The sequence below is a fragment of the Pedococcus sp. P2_E4 genome, from assembly GCF_056403935.1.
In genome coordinates this window covers 57,746-72,184 of record NZ_JBFUEO010000009.1, presented here as the reverse complement: position 1 = coordinate 72,184, position 14,439 = coordinate 57,746, and the positions used below count along the sequence as shown (strand labels likewise).

General features: G+C 72.6%; 12 protein-coding genes. 4 read left to right on the top strand and 8 right to left on the bottom strand.

The annotated features are described in order from the left end of the window. The first annotated feature begins 24 nt into the window (after window positions 1–24). A complete protein-coding gene (purN, locus tag AC1DV7_RS06795) occupies window positions 25–636 on the top strand; it encodes a phosphoribosylglycinamide formyltransferase (protein ID WP_477595870.1) in 612 nt (203 codons plus the stop codon). Further along, window positions 633–2,243, top strand: coding sequence for a bifunctional phosphoribosylaminoimidazolecarboxamide formyltransferase/IMP cyclohydrolase (gene purH, locus AC1DV7_RS06790; protein ID WP_477595868.1), 1,611 nt, complete (start codon window positions 633–635; stop codon window positions 2,241–2,243). The genes purN and purH overlap by 4 nt, the downstream gene beginning before the upstream one ends. Here the strand turns inward: purH and AC1DV7_RS06785 are convergent. The 5 genes from AC1DV7_RS06785 to AC1DV7_RS06765 form a co-directional block, all read right to left on the bottom strand. After that, on the bottom strand, window positions 2,215–3,288 hold the full coding sequence (locus tag AC1DV7_RS06785; protein ID WP_477595866.1) for a DUF418 domain-containing protein: 1,074 nt from the start codon (window positions 3,286–3,288) through the stop codon (window positions 2,215–2,217). The genes purH and AC1DV7_RS06785 overlap by 29 nt on opposite strands. An 18-nt stretch (window positions 3,289–3,306) precedes the next feature. Then, window positions 3,307–4,449, bottom strand: a complete 1,143-nt coding sequence (bar, locus tag AC1DV7_RS06780; protein WP_477595864.1) for a barbiturase — start codon at window positions 4,447–4,449, stop codon at window positions 3,307–3,309. Between the two features lie 6 nt (window positions 4,450–4,455). Next, window positions 4,456–5,430 (bottom strand): carbamate kinase, encoded by a 975-nt coding sequence (locus AC1DV7_RS06775; RefSeq protein WP_477595862.1) that lies wholly within the window; start codon window positions 5,428–5,430, stop codon window positions 4,456–4,458. 157 nt (window positions 5,431–5,587) lie between these two features. Beyond that, window positions 5,588–7,105, bottom strand: coding sequence for a carboxyl transferase domain-containing protein (locus tag AC1DV7_RS06770; protein ID WP_477595860.1), 1,518 nt, complete (start codon window positions 7,103–7,105; stop codon window positions 5,588–5,590). A gap of 54 nt (window positions 7,106–7,159) precedes the next feature. After that, window positions 7,160–8,395: a PucR family transcriptional regulator gene (locus tag AC1DV7_RS06765; protein WP_477595859.1), complete on the bottom strand. Its 1,236-nt coding sequence runs from the start codon at window positions 8,393–8,395 to the stop codon at window positions 7,160–7,162. Between the two features lie 85 nt (window positions 8,396–8,480). Between AC1DV7_RS06765 and AC1DV7_RS06760 the strand changes: the two genes are divergently transcribed. Together AC1DV7_RS06760 and AC1DV7_RS06755 are read left to right on the top strand one after the other, a co-directional pair. Beyond that, window positions 8,481–9,587 carry a ferredoxin reductase gene (locus tag AC1DV7_RS06760; RefSeq protein WP_477595857.1) on the top strand — a complete coding sequence of 369 codons (1,107 nt, stop codon included), beginning with the start codon at window positions 8,481–8,483 and terminating at the stop codon, window positions 9,585–9,587. Between the two features lie 62 nt (window positions 9,588–9,649). Then, window positions 9,650–10,951 (top strand): fatty acid desaturase family protein, encoded by a 1,302-nt coding sequence (locus AC1DV7_RS06755; protein WP_477595855.1) that lies wholly within the window; start codon window positions 9,650–9,652, stop codon window positions 10,949–10,951. Between the two features lie 156 nt (window positions 10,952–11,107). Here AC1DV7_RS06755 and AC1DV7_RS06750 read toward each other — a convergent pair whose 3' ends face one another. The 3 genes from AC1DV7_RS06750 to AC1DV7_RS06740 form a co-directional block, all read right to left on the bottom strand. Next, the gene (locus tag AC1DV7_RS06750; RefSeq protein ID WP_477595853.1) at window positions 11,108–11,959 is read right to left on the bottom strand and encodes a class I SAM-dependent methyltransferase; all 852 of its coding nucleotides are present in this window, start codon (window positions 11,957–11,959) and stop codon (window positions 11,108–11,110) included. A gap of 153 nt (window positions 11,960–12,112) precedes the next feature. Next, a complete protein-coding gene (locus AC1DV7_RS06745) occupies window positions 12,113–13,228 on the bottom strand; it encodes an alpha/beta fold hydrolase (protein ID WP_477595851.1) in 1,116 nt (371 codons plus the stop codon). A gap of 29 nt (window positions 13,229–13,257) precedes the next feature. Continuing rightward, the gene (locus AC1DV7_RS06740; RefSeq protein ID WP_477595849.1) at window positions 13,258–14,439 is read right to left on the bottom strand and encodes a CaiB/BaiF CoA transferase family protein; all 1,182 of its coding nucleotides are present in this window, start codon (window positions 14,437–14,439) and stop codon (window positions 13,258–13,260) included.

Below are 14,439 nucleotides of genomic sequence, written 5' to 3'. Positions count from 1 at the left end.
CGCGGGCTCGGTATCGTTTCGGCCGTGACTGTGCCTGAGCCGACCGGGATCGTGGTCCTCGTGTCGGGGTCGGGCACGAATCTCCAGGCGCTGGTCGACGCGTCGGCCGACCCGGCATACGGGGTCCGCATCGTCGCCGTCGGCGCGGACCGGGCCGGCATCACCGGTCTCCACCGGGCCGCAGCGGCGGGCATCCCGACCTTCGTGTGCCGCGTCGAGGACCACTCCACCCGCGCGGAGTGGGACCAGGCGCTCGCGGCACGCATCGCCGACCACCGTCCGGCCTTCGTCGTGTCGGCGGGGTTCATGAAGCTCCTCGGCCCTGCGGTCCTGGGCGGCTGGACCGTCCTCAACACCCACCCGGCGCTGCTCCCGGAGTTCCCCGGCGCCCACGCGGTGCGGGACGCGCTCGAGGCGGGCGCTGCCGAGACCGGCTGCACGGTGCACGTCGTGGACGCCGGCGTCGACACCGGACCGGTCCTGGCCCAGGCCACGGTGCCGGTCCTCGCAGACGACACCGAGGAGTCGCTGCACGAACGCATCAAGGCCGTCGAGCACCCCCTGCTCGTCGAGTACGTGGGTCGCGCGGCCCGCGAAGGAATCACCGTCACCGATGGGAAGGCCAGCATTCCGTGAGCACCGTCAGCAAGCCCGGACCCAGCGAGGACCAGCGCACGATCCGGCGCGCCCTCGTGTCCGTCTACGACAAGACCGGGCTGGCCGACCTCGCCCGCGGGCTGCACGAGGCCGGGGTCGAGATCGTCTCCACGGGTGGCTCCGCCGCGCTGATCGAGGGCCTGGGCTTCCCCGTGGTCGAGGTGGCCGACCTCACCGGGTTCCCGGAGTGCCTCGAGGGCAGGGTCAAGACGCTGCACCCCAAGGTCCACGCCGGCATCCTCGCCGACACCCGCAAGCCCGACCACGTCCAGCAGCTGGCCGACCTCGGTGTCGCCGCCTTCGAGCTGGTCGTCGTCAACCTCTACCCGTTCCGCGAGACCGTCGCGTCGGGCGCCACCGCTGACGAGTGCGTCGAGCAGATCGACATCGGCGGCCCGACGATGGTCCGGGCCGCCGCCAAGAACCACCCGAGCGTCGCGATCGTCACCGACCCGTCGTCCTACGGCGACGTGCTCGCTGCCGTCGCGGGCGGCGGGTTCACCCTCGCTCAGCGCAGGCGCCTGGCAGCCCAGGCTTTTGCGCACACCGCTGCCTACGACGTGGCCGTCGCCTCGTGGTGCGCCCAGGAGCTCTCGCCCGCCCAGGAGGGGTTTCCCGACTTCATCGGTGCCACCTGGGAGCGCAAGGCCGTGCTGCGGTACGGCGAGAACCCGCACCAGCAGGCCGCCCTCTACGCCCACTGGCGCCCTGGCCTGGCCCAGGCCGAGCAGCTGCACGGCAAGGAGATGTCCTACAACAACTACGTCGACGCCGACGCCGCCGTGCGGGCGGCCCACGACCACGGTGACCAGCCGACGGTGGCGATCATCAAGCACGCCAACCCCTGCGGCATCGCCGTCGGCGGCACCATCGAGGACGCGTATGCCGCGGCGCACGCGTGCGACCCCGTCTCCGCCTATGGCGGCATCATCGCCACCAACCGCCCGGTGACCCGGGCGATGGCGCTCGCCGCCAACGAGACCTTCAGCGAGGTCATCCTGGCCCCGGACTTCGACGCCGACGCGCTCGAGGTGCTCCGCGAGAAGAAGAACCGCCGCCTGCTGAGACTGCCCGCCGACCTGGCCGACCACGCCGACCCGGTGGAGTTCCGCGCGGTCAGCGGGGGAGTCCTCGTGCAGACCGTCGACCGGGTGGACGCCGTGGTCGAGGGCGACGTGCCCGGTGGCGACGACGCCTCGCGCTGGCGGCTGGTGACCGGTGAGGCAGCCGACGAGGCGACCCTGGCCGACCTGCAGTTCGCGTGGCGTGCGGTGCGGGCGGTGAAGTCCAACGCGATCCTGCTGGCCCGCGACCTTGCCTCGGTCGGGATCGGCATGGGCCAGGTCAACCGAGTGGACTCGTGCCACCTCGCGGTCTCCCGCGCGGGTGCCGAACGCGCTCGCGGTGCCGTCGCGGCCTCCGACGCGTTCTTCCCGTTCGCCGACGGGCTGCAGGTGCTCATCGACGCCGGGGTCCGTGCCGTCGTGGCCCCGGGTGGGTCGGTGCGCGACGACGAGGTGATCGCGGCCGCGCAGGCGGCCGGGGTGGCGCTCTACTTCACCGGGACACGGCACTTCGCCCACTGACGACCGGCGCCCCCTCGGGCGCAGCCCGGTCGTCGGCCGGGCGGAGCCGGCGCAGGAGCCACTCGAGCGGACCGGTGCCCAGCCACCGCTCCAGCAGCCAGCACCCTCCGACCACGGCGACCGTCGTCACCCCGAGGACGAGCCACGAGTCGTCGCGGGCGTGCCCCCGCGCGACTCCCAGGCCCACGAGGACGAGGACCTGCAGCGCGTAGGCGGTGAGGGCCAGCCGACCCGTGGACAGCAGCGGCGCAAGGGCCTGGCCCACCCGGAGCCGCCTGGCCACCTCGAGGACGAGGAAGGCGGCGATGACGGCCGCTGCGGCCAGGAGGGTGGCGCCGACGACCTCGGCCGTCGTCCCGGAGTAGGGCGCGGAGCCCGTGGCCGTGCGTCGGCCGAGGAGGTATGACGCCGCGCTCGCCACCGCGAGGACAGCCACGACGGGGAGCCCGACGGCCGGCCGGGTCGCCCGGCGAAGGACCCCGGCAAGCGCGAGCCCTGCCAGCGCCATGGGCAGGAACGAGACGACCCGGTAGGACCCGCCCGCGACGAGCCACCGCAGCACGTCCAGCCACCAGTGCGGCCACGTCTCGAGGTGCTCGACCAGGACGTCCCGCCCCCACGTCGTCGCCGCGGGCCCTGCCGCCGCGACCACCGCGGCCAGGCCGAGCGTGACCGGGGCGACGGCCACGCTCGGCAGCCGGTGGAGCAGCAGGGCGAGCGGCGCGAGGACCATCACGAGCACGCCGAGGTAGGGCAGGACCACGTCGATCTGGCGGTACATCGGCTGGAGCACCAGGCCCAGGACGACGAGCACGAGTCCGCGCTGCGTCTGGTCACGGAGGAAGCTCGCAGGCCGCGGCCGGCGCTCGCGCAGGACGAGTCCCATCGAGACGCCGACGACGACCGCGAACAGCGGCGCCGTGAGGTACTCACTCAGCGTGAACGGACCACCGACCGGGCACAGGTGTGCCACGAGCATCGACACGACGGCCAGGCCGCGGGCTGCGTCCAGGCCGTCGAGGCGTCGGGTGGGAGGCGCGGTCACGCGCCCCAGTGTGCAGGGTCAGGGGGCTCCGGGAGCCGCGTATCCGGTGGGGTCGCCCGAGCCGAGGTCGACGATCGCCGCGACAGGGCCTCCACCATCAGGGCCCTGGTGGGCGGCCGACACGGACACGAACACCGCCGGGTCACCAGTGACCGCGGCCGTCACACCGCCGACGCACGACTTGATCTGGCGGTGCCAGTGCACGTCCGAGTCGTCGAGCATGGCGTTGCGGCGTCCGCGCACCTGCCCGTCCTGGCTGACCTCGCACTTGAGGAACACGTTGACCAGCCGGCCGGCCAGGTCGCTGCTGTGGGGTCGGTCGGGCAGGTCGAGCCCGGCGTCCTTGATGGCGGCCCAGATGCCGTCCGCGTCGAGCGCGTCCCGCATGACGGAGTGGCCGATGCGGTAGCGGCCACCGATGCCGCGGGTGTTGCCGACGACGACGACCTGCGCCTGGTCGAGCTCGACGCCGGACGAGCAGGACGCGACCGACGAGTAGAGGTCGCGGTTGTGCATGACGTCCTCGTTGCTGGGCATCTCGATCTCGCCCAGGGCGACGGCGATGCCGAGCCCGGTGGTGCCGTTGGACAGGTCCATGGACTCGTGGGTGTGCTCGGTCCAGACCTTCATGCCGCGGGACTTGGCGTCGCGGATGGTGTGGATCGTCAGCAGGGGCGTCTTGGTCTGCACGTAGTGGACGTCGGCGGCGTCCGTGATACCGGCCCGCTCCATCGCGACCTTGACCGCGGCGGCGACCTTCTCGACCATGCCGGTGTAGCCGATCTCCTCGGGCAGGATCGGCTCGCTCATGGCGAAGCCGACCGTGAGCCGCAGGTCGTCGGACTGCTCCGCCCGGTCGGCAGGCACGGTCGCGAAGATGGTGGCGTGCGGGCTGATGACACCGTCCGTGCCGCCGGACCAGACGATCGGGACCTGCCTGACCTGATCGGCCGGAGCCCCCTTGGCGACCAGAACCTCACGGAAGGCCCGGTCGGCGATGATGCGGGTGTAGTCGTTGACGCCACCGTTGCCCTCGGTCTTGCCGATGATGGCGATGACGCGGCTCGCATCCATCACCCCGTCGTCGATGAGCTTGGCCAGCTCGCTCGCGTCGGAGACGCCGTGGATCGGCACCTTGCGGACCTCGATGGGTTCAGGCATGCTCGTTCACCTTTCCGATGACGTTGTGTTTGTTGACGATTCGGTATGCCGGGTGGTCATCACGGTGCCCACCTCGCCGGTGAGCGCGTCGGCGATGCGGTCGAGGGCGGTGATGATCGACATGCTGCCGCCGCCGCGGACGAACCGCAGGGCTGCCTCGACCTTCGGCCCCATCGAGCCGGACGCGAACTGGCCGTCCGCGGCATACGCCTCCATCTCGGCGAGGGAGACCCGGCCGAGGGCTCGCGCCTGGTCGGTGCCGAAGCCGATGACGGCGTTCTCGACGTCGGTGGCGATGACGAGGGCGTCGGCGCCGACCGAGCGAGCGAGCACCGCGGCCGTGAGGTCCTTGTCGATGACGGCCTCGACGCCGTGCACCGTGCCATCGGCCTCGCGGACGACGGGGATGCCCCCGCCGCCTGCGGCGACCACGACGTAACCGGCGGCCACGAGGGTCAGCAGCGTGTGCGTCTCGAGCACCTCGACGGGCTCGGGGGAGGCGACCACGCGGCGCCAGCCCTTCTCGCCGCGGTCCTCCCAGGTCTCGCCGTGCTCGATGAGGGGTAGCGCCTGCTCGTGCGGGAGGAACCGGCCGATGGGCTTGGTGGGGGTGGCGAACCCGGGGTCGGCCGGGTCGACGAGCGTGCGGGTGACGATTGCGGCCACGGGTCGCTCGAGGCTCCGGGCGGCGAGGGCGGCCTCGAGCGTGTCGAGGATGGTGAAGCCGATGGTCCCCTGGGTCTGGGCGCCACACCAGTCCAGCGGGACCGGCGGGACGACCTGGGCGGCGAGCTCGTTCTTGACGAGCAGGTTGCCGACCTGGGGGCCGTTGCCGTGGGTGAGGACCACCTCGTGGCCAGCCGCGACAACGGTGGCGACGTGTCGCATCGCCTCGCCGATGGCATGCCGCTGGGCCTCGGGGGTGGCGCTGYCGTCGGGTCCGGTCATGGCGTTGCCACCGAGGGCGATCAGGACCCGCATGCCACCTCCCAACACTGTCGTCGTGCGGCGAGCCTAGGGAGCCGGGTGCGCGCGTGACGTTGGCAGGACCTGCCCAATGGCCGACCACCCGTTGGCAGAAGTCTGCCGTGGGCGGAGGCGACGGTCAGCCGAGGCGGCCGTCAGCCCGAGGCGGCGGTCAGCCGAGGCGGCGGTAGCGCGCGAGCCGGTCCGCGAGCCGCTGGGCCGGGTCCTGGCGGGCCAGCACGGCGAGCTCGTGCTGGATCACCTGCGACATCCGGCGACAGAAGTCCTCGGGCTCGTCTGCGGCGTCCGGGTGCTCGGCCACGATCCGGTCGACGATCCCGGCGTCGAGCAGGTCGAGCGCCCTCACCCGCTGCGAGGCCGCCAGCTCGGGGGCGTGCGTGGTGTCCCGGTGCAGGATGGCCGAGGCGCCTTCGGGTGGCAGGGGTGACAGCCACGAGTGCTGGGCACTGATGACCCGGTCGGCCGGCATCACCGCGAGCGCCCCTCCGCCGGTGCCCTGGCCGAGCAGGACGCAGACGGTCGGTGCGTCGAGCATGACGAGCTCGGCGAGGCACCGGGCGATCTCGCCCGCGAGGCCGCCCTCCTCGGCCTCGCGGGACAGGGCCGCACCGGCGGTGTCGATCACCGAGACGAGCGGCAGCTTGAGCTCGTGGGCGAGCTTCATGCCGCGGCGGGCGACGCGAAGTCCCTTGGGGGACAACGGTTCGTCGACCGTCTGCCGGTCGCGGTCCTGGCCGAGCACGACGCACGGAGCGCCGCCGAACCTCGCCAGGGCCATGAGCATCCCCGGGTCGTACTCGCCCTGACCGGTGCCGTGCAGCGGGAGCACGTCGGTCGCGCCGAGCCGCAACAGGGCGCGCACCCCGGGGCGGTCGGGCCGGCGGGAGCGGGTGATCGACTCCCAGGCGGGGACGTCGGCGAGCTGCTCCCTGGGCAGCTCCGGGACGTCGGGCAGGTCCTCGCGCGGGCCACTGAGCACCGTGAGCGCGCGGTCGGCCACGTCGGCGAGGGCCTCGGCCGGCAGGATCGCGTCGATGAGGCCGTGCTCGAAGAGGTTCTCGGCCGTCTGCACCCCGTCGGGGAACGCGTGCCCGTAGAGCGCCTCGTAGACGCGCGCGCCGAGGAACCCCACGGTCGCCCCCGGCTCGGCCACCGTGACGTGCCCGAGCGATCCCCAGGACGCGAAGACGCCTCCGGTCGTGGGGTGCCTCAGGTAGACGAGGTAGGGGAGCCCGGCCTCCTTGAACTCGGCGCAAGCGGCGCTGATCTTGACCATGCCCACGAAGGCCGGTGTGCCCTCCTGCATGCGGGTGCCGCCGCTCGCCGGGGCGGCGAAGAGCGGCAGCCCCTGCAGCCTCGCCCGCTCGAAGGCCAGCACGATCCGCTCCGCCGCGGTCGACCCGATCGAGCCCGCGAGGAACGCGAACTCGCCGGCGATGACGGCGACCCGGCGGCCCCGGATCCGCCCCTCGCCCGTGACGATGGCCTCATCCGCGCCGGAGCGCTCGGCAGCGGCGGCGAGCTCCGCGGCATACGGCGACCCATCGGGGGCCACGGCGGGCGGCGGGGTGTCCCAGCCGACCCAGCTGTCCGTGTCGAGCACGGTCTGGACGAGCTCCAGGCCGCCGAGACGGCGCGTGGCGCGCGGCATGGTCGCGTCGTTGGTCATGACACCTCCCCGGGTCCGAGGCGAGCAGCGTAGCGACGGCAGGGTGTGCCCGGGTCAGGATCCCGCGGACTCCTCGCGCGCCGGCCCGGGGCCGAGTGCGATGACCAGCTCGGCCACCGACCGCGGGTCGTCGAGGACGTCGCCGAACAGCTCGCGCAGCTGGCCAACGCGGTAGCGCACCGTCTGCGGGTGAACGAACAACGCCTCGGCGACGGCCTCGCGGCGTCCGCGGTGCAACAGCCAGAGCCGCAGCGTCTCGGCGAGCCGCTCGCGGGTGGCCGGGGTCAGGTCGTCGAGCGGGGCCAGGGCGCGTGAGCGCAGGTCGGCGAGGGCGTCGCGGTCCGCGTCGAGCACGATCTCGGCCAGGTGCGCCTCGGTGTCGTATGCCGTGCCGCCCGGGCCGYGCGCGGCCCGCCCCCGCAGCGCGCGGGCATGCGAGCTCGCGACCGCCCGCCAGGGTCGGGTGGGCCCGAGCACGGCGTCGTGGTCGGCCAGCCCGCGCAGCAGCCGTGCCCGGGCGGTTGCGGTCAGCCGCGGGACGAGGATGGCCACGACGTCCTCGCCCGACGTGACGCCCGGCACGTCCTCGGCGAGGACGAGCGACTTCGCGTCGACGAGCGAGCGGGCGTGGTGCAGCTCCCGCTCGGCGACCAGCAGGACGGCGAGGGTCTTGGGCAGCTCCCAACGGGCGCGCTCGGCTCGACGGGTGACCTCCTCATCCGACGAGCCGCGGAGCAGGTCGATGGCCAGCCGCTCGAGCTGGCGCTGCTGGATGCGCTCGACCGAGGCGAGCTCGTCGGCGTGCCCGGAGACGCTGGCCGCGGAGAGCTCGTCGATGTAGGCGAACACCAGCTCGGCGAACTGGGCCAGGACGTCGGCACCCATGCCGGCGCGGACGGCCTCCTGCGACAGGCCACGCCACGAGACGCGGGCGCCGATGCGGTAGGCCGACAGCAGGGCGTCCATGCTGCGCCCGCTGCGCGCCTCGCCCCGGCCGAGGCGGTAGGAGGCCTCCAGCGCCGGACCGAGCGGGGTGCTGGGGTCGGCGGCGCGGGCGGCGATCGTCAGGAAGCTGCCGAGGGCCACCTGGACGGCTGCCTCGATGTTGCCCACGAGGTAGTCCCGCGCGCTCGCGTAGCTGGGGACCTCCTCGATGATCGCCTCGACGGCGTGACTGGCCACCCCGGGCAGGGCATCCTTGAGCTGGGTGACGACCTCCGGGTCCAGGGTGAGCCCGGCGGCTCGGGCCGTGGCGGGACGGGCGGTGCCCGTGGGGCGTTCGATGGTCATATCTGTTCCTTGCGAACAAAAGAAGCGGCGAGTCTCACTCGGGTAGGTCAGGAAATTAGACTACCCGACCATCGATGATGGAACCATGACCGCAGTTCTCCCACTCCGCACCGCCTCCGGCACGCCCACGAGGCGTTCGCTGCGCGCTGCCCTGTGGCGCGTCGCCGAGGCCGTGGCACACCCCGTCCTGCCCGCCGACTACCTCGACCTGGTCGCCCCGCTGCGTGCGGGCGCCGACCTGCGGGGCCGCGTCGTCTCGGTCACTCCCGAGACCCGCGACGCCGCCACGGTCCGCATCAAGCCCGGCCGCTCGTGGCGCGGGCACCTGCCCGGCCAGTACATCCGCATCGGCGTCGACGTCGACGGGGTGCGCAACTGGCGCGCCTACTCGCTCACCTGTCCCGTCGAGTCGCCCGACGGCCTCATCTCCATCACCGTCAAGGCCATCCCGGACGGCAAGGTGAGCAACCACGTCGTCCGCGCCCTCCAGCCCGGCACCGTCATCCACCTCGACCAGGCCACCGGCGACTTCACGATGGCGGAGAGGCTGCCCGCGCGGGCGCTCTTCGTGACCGCGGGCTCCGGTGTGACGCCCGTGATGGGCATGCTCCGCAACCACCTCGACGAGCTGCGCGACGTCGTGGTCGTGCACTCCGCGCCCACCGAGGCCGACGTGATCTTCCGCGACGAGCTGCGCGCCCTCGCGGCCGACGGCCGGCTCACGCTGGTCGAGCGGCACACCGACGCCCACGGCATGGTCGGCCCCGACACCCTCGACGAGCTCGTCCCCGACTGGCGCTTCCGCGAGACCTGGGCGTGCGGCCCCACCGGCATGCTCGACGCCTTCGAGGCCGCGTATGCCGAGGCCGGACTCGCCGACCGCCTGCACACCGAGCGCTTCCGCCCCGTCGTGATCTCCGAGGGCGAGGGTGGCACGGTCACCTTCGGCAAGCAGGGCAAGGTCGTCGACGCCGACGGCGCCACCCCGATCCTCGACGCCGGCGAGGACGCCGGCGTCCTCATGCCGTCCGGCTGCCGCATGGGCATCTGCTTCGGCTGCGTCGTCCCCCTCCGCGAGGGCGCTGTCCGCGACCTGCGCAACGGCGAGCTGACCGTCGCCACCGAGGGCGACAACGTGCGCATCCAGACCTGTGTGTCGGCCGCTGCCGGCGCCTGCGAGATCGACCTCTGACCGGCAGCGCCGCCGGTCTACCCCCTGAACCACTGACCTGAACCTCTGACCAAGGAGTTCGCATGACCGCCACCGCAGAGCAGTTCGACCTCACCATCGACGGGTCCGCCGCCGGCACCCCGCGCGCACCGCAGCGCACCAAGCCGGTCAACAACCGCCTCTCGGTCGCCACGACCGAGCGCACCCACGCGCCCAAGGCGTCCGGCAAGCCGGACCCCGCCGGACACCTCACGGCCGAGGACATCGAGGCGCTCGGCGCCGAGCTCGACGCGCTGCGCCAGGAGGTCCTGGACTCCCGCGGAGCCAGCGACGCGGCATACATCCGCAAGGTCCTCAAGTGGCAGCGCGGGCTCGAGGTGGGCAGCCGCGCCGTGTTGCTGTTCTCGATCTTCCCGCCGGCCTGGCTCGTCGGGACGGCCGGTCTGTCCGTCGCCAAGATCCTCGAGAACATGGAGCTCGGGCACAACATCATGCACGGGCAGTGGGACTGGATGCGCGACCCCCGCATCCACTCGCAGGAGTGGGAGTGGGACAACGCCTCCCCGTCGGAGTTCTGGAAGCACTCGCACAACGAGCTGCACCACACCTTCACCAACGTCATCGGCCGTGACAACGACCTCGGCTACGGCATCATGCGCGTCGACGAGGACCAGCGCTGGACCCCGGCCTACCTCGGCCAGCCGGTCTACAACTTCGCCAACATGCTGTTCTTCGAATACGGCATCGCGGCATACGACCTCGAGGTCGGCGCCTACCTCAAGGGACGCGGCAAGTCCAAGGAGGAGTTCCGCAAGGACGGAAACAAGGTGCTGCGCAAGATCGGCCGCCAGGCCCGGCGCGACTACCTGATCCACCCGATCCTGTCGGGGCCGTCGTTCTTCCACACCCTGGGCGCCAACTTCGTCGCCAACACGGTGCGCAACGTGTGGACCCACTCGATCATCATGTGCGGCCACTTCCCCGAGGGCGTCGAGACCTTCGCGAAGGCGTCGATCGACGGCGAGACCCGCGGTGAGTGGTACCTGCGCCAGATGCTCGGCTCGGCCAACATCTCCGGCTCCAGGGCGCTGCACCTGATGTCCGGCAACCTGTCGCACCAGATCGAGCACCACCTGTTCCCGGACCTGCCCAGCAACCGGTACAAGGAGATCGCCCCGCGCATCCAGGAGATCTGCGAGCGCTACGGCCTGACCTACACGACGGGCCCGCTGCCCAAGCAGGTCGCCTCGGCCTGGAAGCAGGTCGTCGTCCTGTCGCTGCCGAACCCGCAGCCGGGCCGGACCCGCGTGGCCATCGCCGCCGAGGCCGTGGGCAAGCGCGTCAAGCGCAAGCTCCGTCGCTCGGCCCCGCGCCGTACCGCCTGAGCGGATCGCCAGCCCGCTGACGCGGCAACCCCAGAACGCCGACGGCCCACCTCCTCTCGCCAGGACGTGGGCCGTCGGTCTGTGCCTCCCCGTATGACGGCGCTGGCCGCGTCGCGGTGCGGCCCGCGTCGCGGTGCGGGCCACGTTGCGGTGCGGTCAGCAGCGACGGGCGGTCACCAGGAGGTACTCCCAGTCGAGCACGGTCTGGTCCTCGCCACGGTCGAACCGCTCGGCCAGCGCCACGAGGTCACGGTCGAGGGCGGCGACCTTGTCGGGGTCGTCGGCGATCGCGGTGTAGACAGCGATCGTCGGGCCGTAGTTGGTCTTGAAGAAGTCGCGGAACGCCTCGGGGGTCGGGAACTGGTCGACCACGAGGTCCGCCTGGCGGGCGGTGAAGGCCTCGACCCGGTCGCCGAGCAGCTCGCGCACGTGGTCGACGTGGCCCCACAGCGGCGGGGGCTGGGCGCCGGGCGGCGGCGCGGGGGCATAGGGCTTCATGGTCGCGAACATCTGGCCGATGAAGCCTTCCGGCGTCCAGCTCAGCAGCCCGATGGTGCCGCCGGGGCGGACGCAGCGCACCAGCTCGTCGGCTGCGAGCTGGTGGTGTGGCGCGAACATGACGCCCACACACGACACCGCGGTGTCGTACTCGCCGTCGTCGCAGGGCAGTGCCTCGGCGTCGGCGACGACCCACTTGATGGACAGCCCCACCGCCTCGGCGTCCTGGCGACCGCGCTCGAGCAGCTCGGGCGTGAGGTCGGTCGCGACCACCTCGGCGCCGGTGCGGGCGGCCGGGAGGGCGACGTTGCCCGAGCCGGCAGCCACGTCGTGCACGCGCTGGCCGGCCGTGATGCCGGCCGCCTCGACGAGCACCGGCCCGAGCGGCGCGATGATGTCGCTGGCGACGGCTGCGTAGTTGCCGAGCGCCCACATGGCGGCGTGCCTGCCCTTGAGGGCCCGGTCCTCTGCGGTGTCGGTGATGGCAGGCCCGGAGGTCTGTGTGGTCATGAGCTGGATCCCCTTTGGTGGTGGTGATGGTGGTTCCCTGCGACGACGACGCTAGGTCCGGGCGGCGTGGCCCGGCATCGGTGCTGTCACCCATCTCGGGGCTGGCTCGCGGCCGCACCGGCCGAGTCCGGCTGCGCGCCTGCGTGTATGCCGTCAGGCTCGGGTGAGCAGGCGCGCGACGGCTGCCGTGCGGGCGGACTTCCCGCGCAGGTCGAGCTTGGCGTAGACGTTGCTGAGGTGGCGCTCGACCGTGCGCACGCTGAGCGTGAGGGTGCCGGCGATCGCCTCGTTGTCGAGCCCCTCGGCCGCGAGGTGCAGGATCTCGACCTCCCGCGGGGAGAGCAGGTCGAGGGCGGTCGCGCCGTCCTGGGCGGTGTCCCTCGAGGGTGCGCTCACACCGGTCGGTGCGGGCTCAGCGTCTCCCGCGAGGAACTCGCGCAGCTCGGCGCAGTAGACCGCCCAGGCGGGCTCGTCCTCGAGGACGATGTGGTTGTCGCTCTCGAGCGCCACGAGCCTGGCCCCCTCGATGCCGGCTGCGAGGTGCCGGGCTTCCTCGAAGTCGTTCATCCGGTCGCCGCGGGAGTGGATGACGAGGGTCGGCAGCTCCAGCCGACCCATCAACGCACTGCTGTCCGCAGCGAGCCGCTGCCGGCGTGAGGTGCGGGCGGTCTCGGCGTCGGTGGCGACCCGCTGCAGCTCGTCGAGCCAGGTGTGCTGCTCCTCCGTGGCGCGCGGGATCATCAGCGAGGTGAACACCCGGCGGAAGGCCGAGTCCGGTCGGGCCCAGCCGACCTTGATCAGGCTGTCCAGGGTGTCGTTCATCTCGGCCTCGGTCGGGTCCTTGGACTGCTGGCCGCAGTAGCTGCCGTAGAACACCAGGCGGGACACCCGCTCGGGGTGCCTGACCGTGTAGGCGATCGCCACCGGGCCGCCCTGGGCCATGGCCTGCAGCGCGAACCGGTCCACCCCGGAGTCCTCGACGACGGCCTCGAGGTCGCCGAGCCGGGCCTCCAGGCTGTGGTCGGTGACGCCCCGGTCGGACAGCCCGTGGCCACGCTCGTCGAAGCGGATCACCGTGTGGTCGCGACCCCACTCCTGCAGGTAGTGCCGCCAGACCGGGGACTGCCAGTCGTACTGCAGGTGGCTCAACCAGCAGGAGTCCACGACCATCGGCGGCCCGCTGCCGTGCACGGCATACGCGATGCGCACCCCGTCGGGGGCGCGGCAGAAGCGGATCTCCTGCCTCGGCTCCCGCGGCTGCGCGCCCACCTCACCGATGGTACGGCCGCGTCCGCGCCTCAGTCCGGCAGTGCGTCCATCTCGTCGAGCCAGGCGCGGATGCTCGTGTCGTGCTGACCCAGCGTCGGCGGGGCGACGTGCTGGGCGCGCCCACCGGCATACCCGTTGTCGTCGAAGCGGATCGGCGGCCCGGGCAGCTCGATGCGACCCAGGACGGGGTGCTCCACGCCGAGGACCAGGCCCTGCGAGCGCGTCTGGTCCCAGTCGTACACGCGGTCGATGGTGCGGACCTCCCCGGCCGGGATGCCCAGGGCCGCCAGCCGGGGGAGGAGCTCGTCGAGGGGGTGCGACGCGAAGGCGGCGTTGAGCGCCGAGGTGACCTGGTCGCGGTTGACGGTGCGCTCGCGGTTCGTGGACATGCCCGGGGTGTCGGGGTCGATGCCGAACGCCTCGGCGAGCTTGCGCCACAGGGACTCGCTGCCACAGGCGACCTGGATGTCGCCGTCCTGGCAGTGGAACAGGCCGTAGGGGGACAGCGACGGGTGGTGGTTGCCCTGCGCGCGCCCAACGTGGCCGGCCACGGTGTAGGCGGTGCCCTGGAAGGCGTGGGCGCCGACGAGGGCAGCCAGCAGGCTGGTGCGGACCACGCGGCCGACTCCGGTGGTGTGGCGCTCGTGCAGGGCGGTGACGACGCCGTAAGCGCCGTACATGCCAGCCAGCAGGTCGCCGATCGGGACGCCGACCCGCTGCGGGGTGTCGGCGTCGGGCCCCGTCACCGACATCAGCCCCGCCTCGCCCTGGGCGATCTGGTCGTAGCCGGCCCGCCCGCCCTGCGGCCCGTCGTGGCCGAACCCGCTGATGCTGAGCAGCACCAGCCTCGGGTTGAGCTCGTGCAGCCGCTCGGCGGAGAACCCCAGCCGGTCGAGGACCCCGGGCCTGAAGTTCTCGACGAGGACGTCGCCGTGCCGCACGAGCCTGGTGAGGACGTCGCGCCCGTCGTCGGACTTGAGGTCGAGGGTGATCGACTCCTTGTTGCGGTTGGCCGCCAGGAAGTACGTCGAGATCGGGTCGTCGTCGGGCCCGACGAACGGCGGGCCCCAGCCTCGGGTGTCGTCGCCGGTGCCCGGCGACTCGACCTTGATGACGCGAGCGCCCATGTCTCCCAGCATCATTGCCGCGTGCGGCCCGGCCAGGGCGCGCGACAGGTCGATGACGGTGATGTCGTGCAGTGGTGCGTTCAC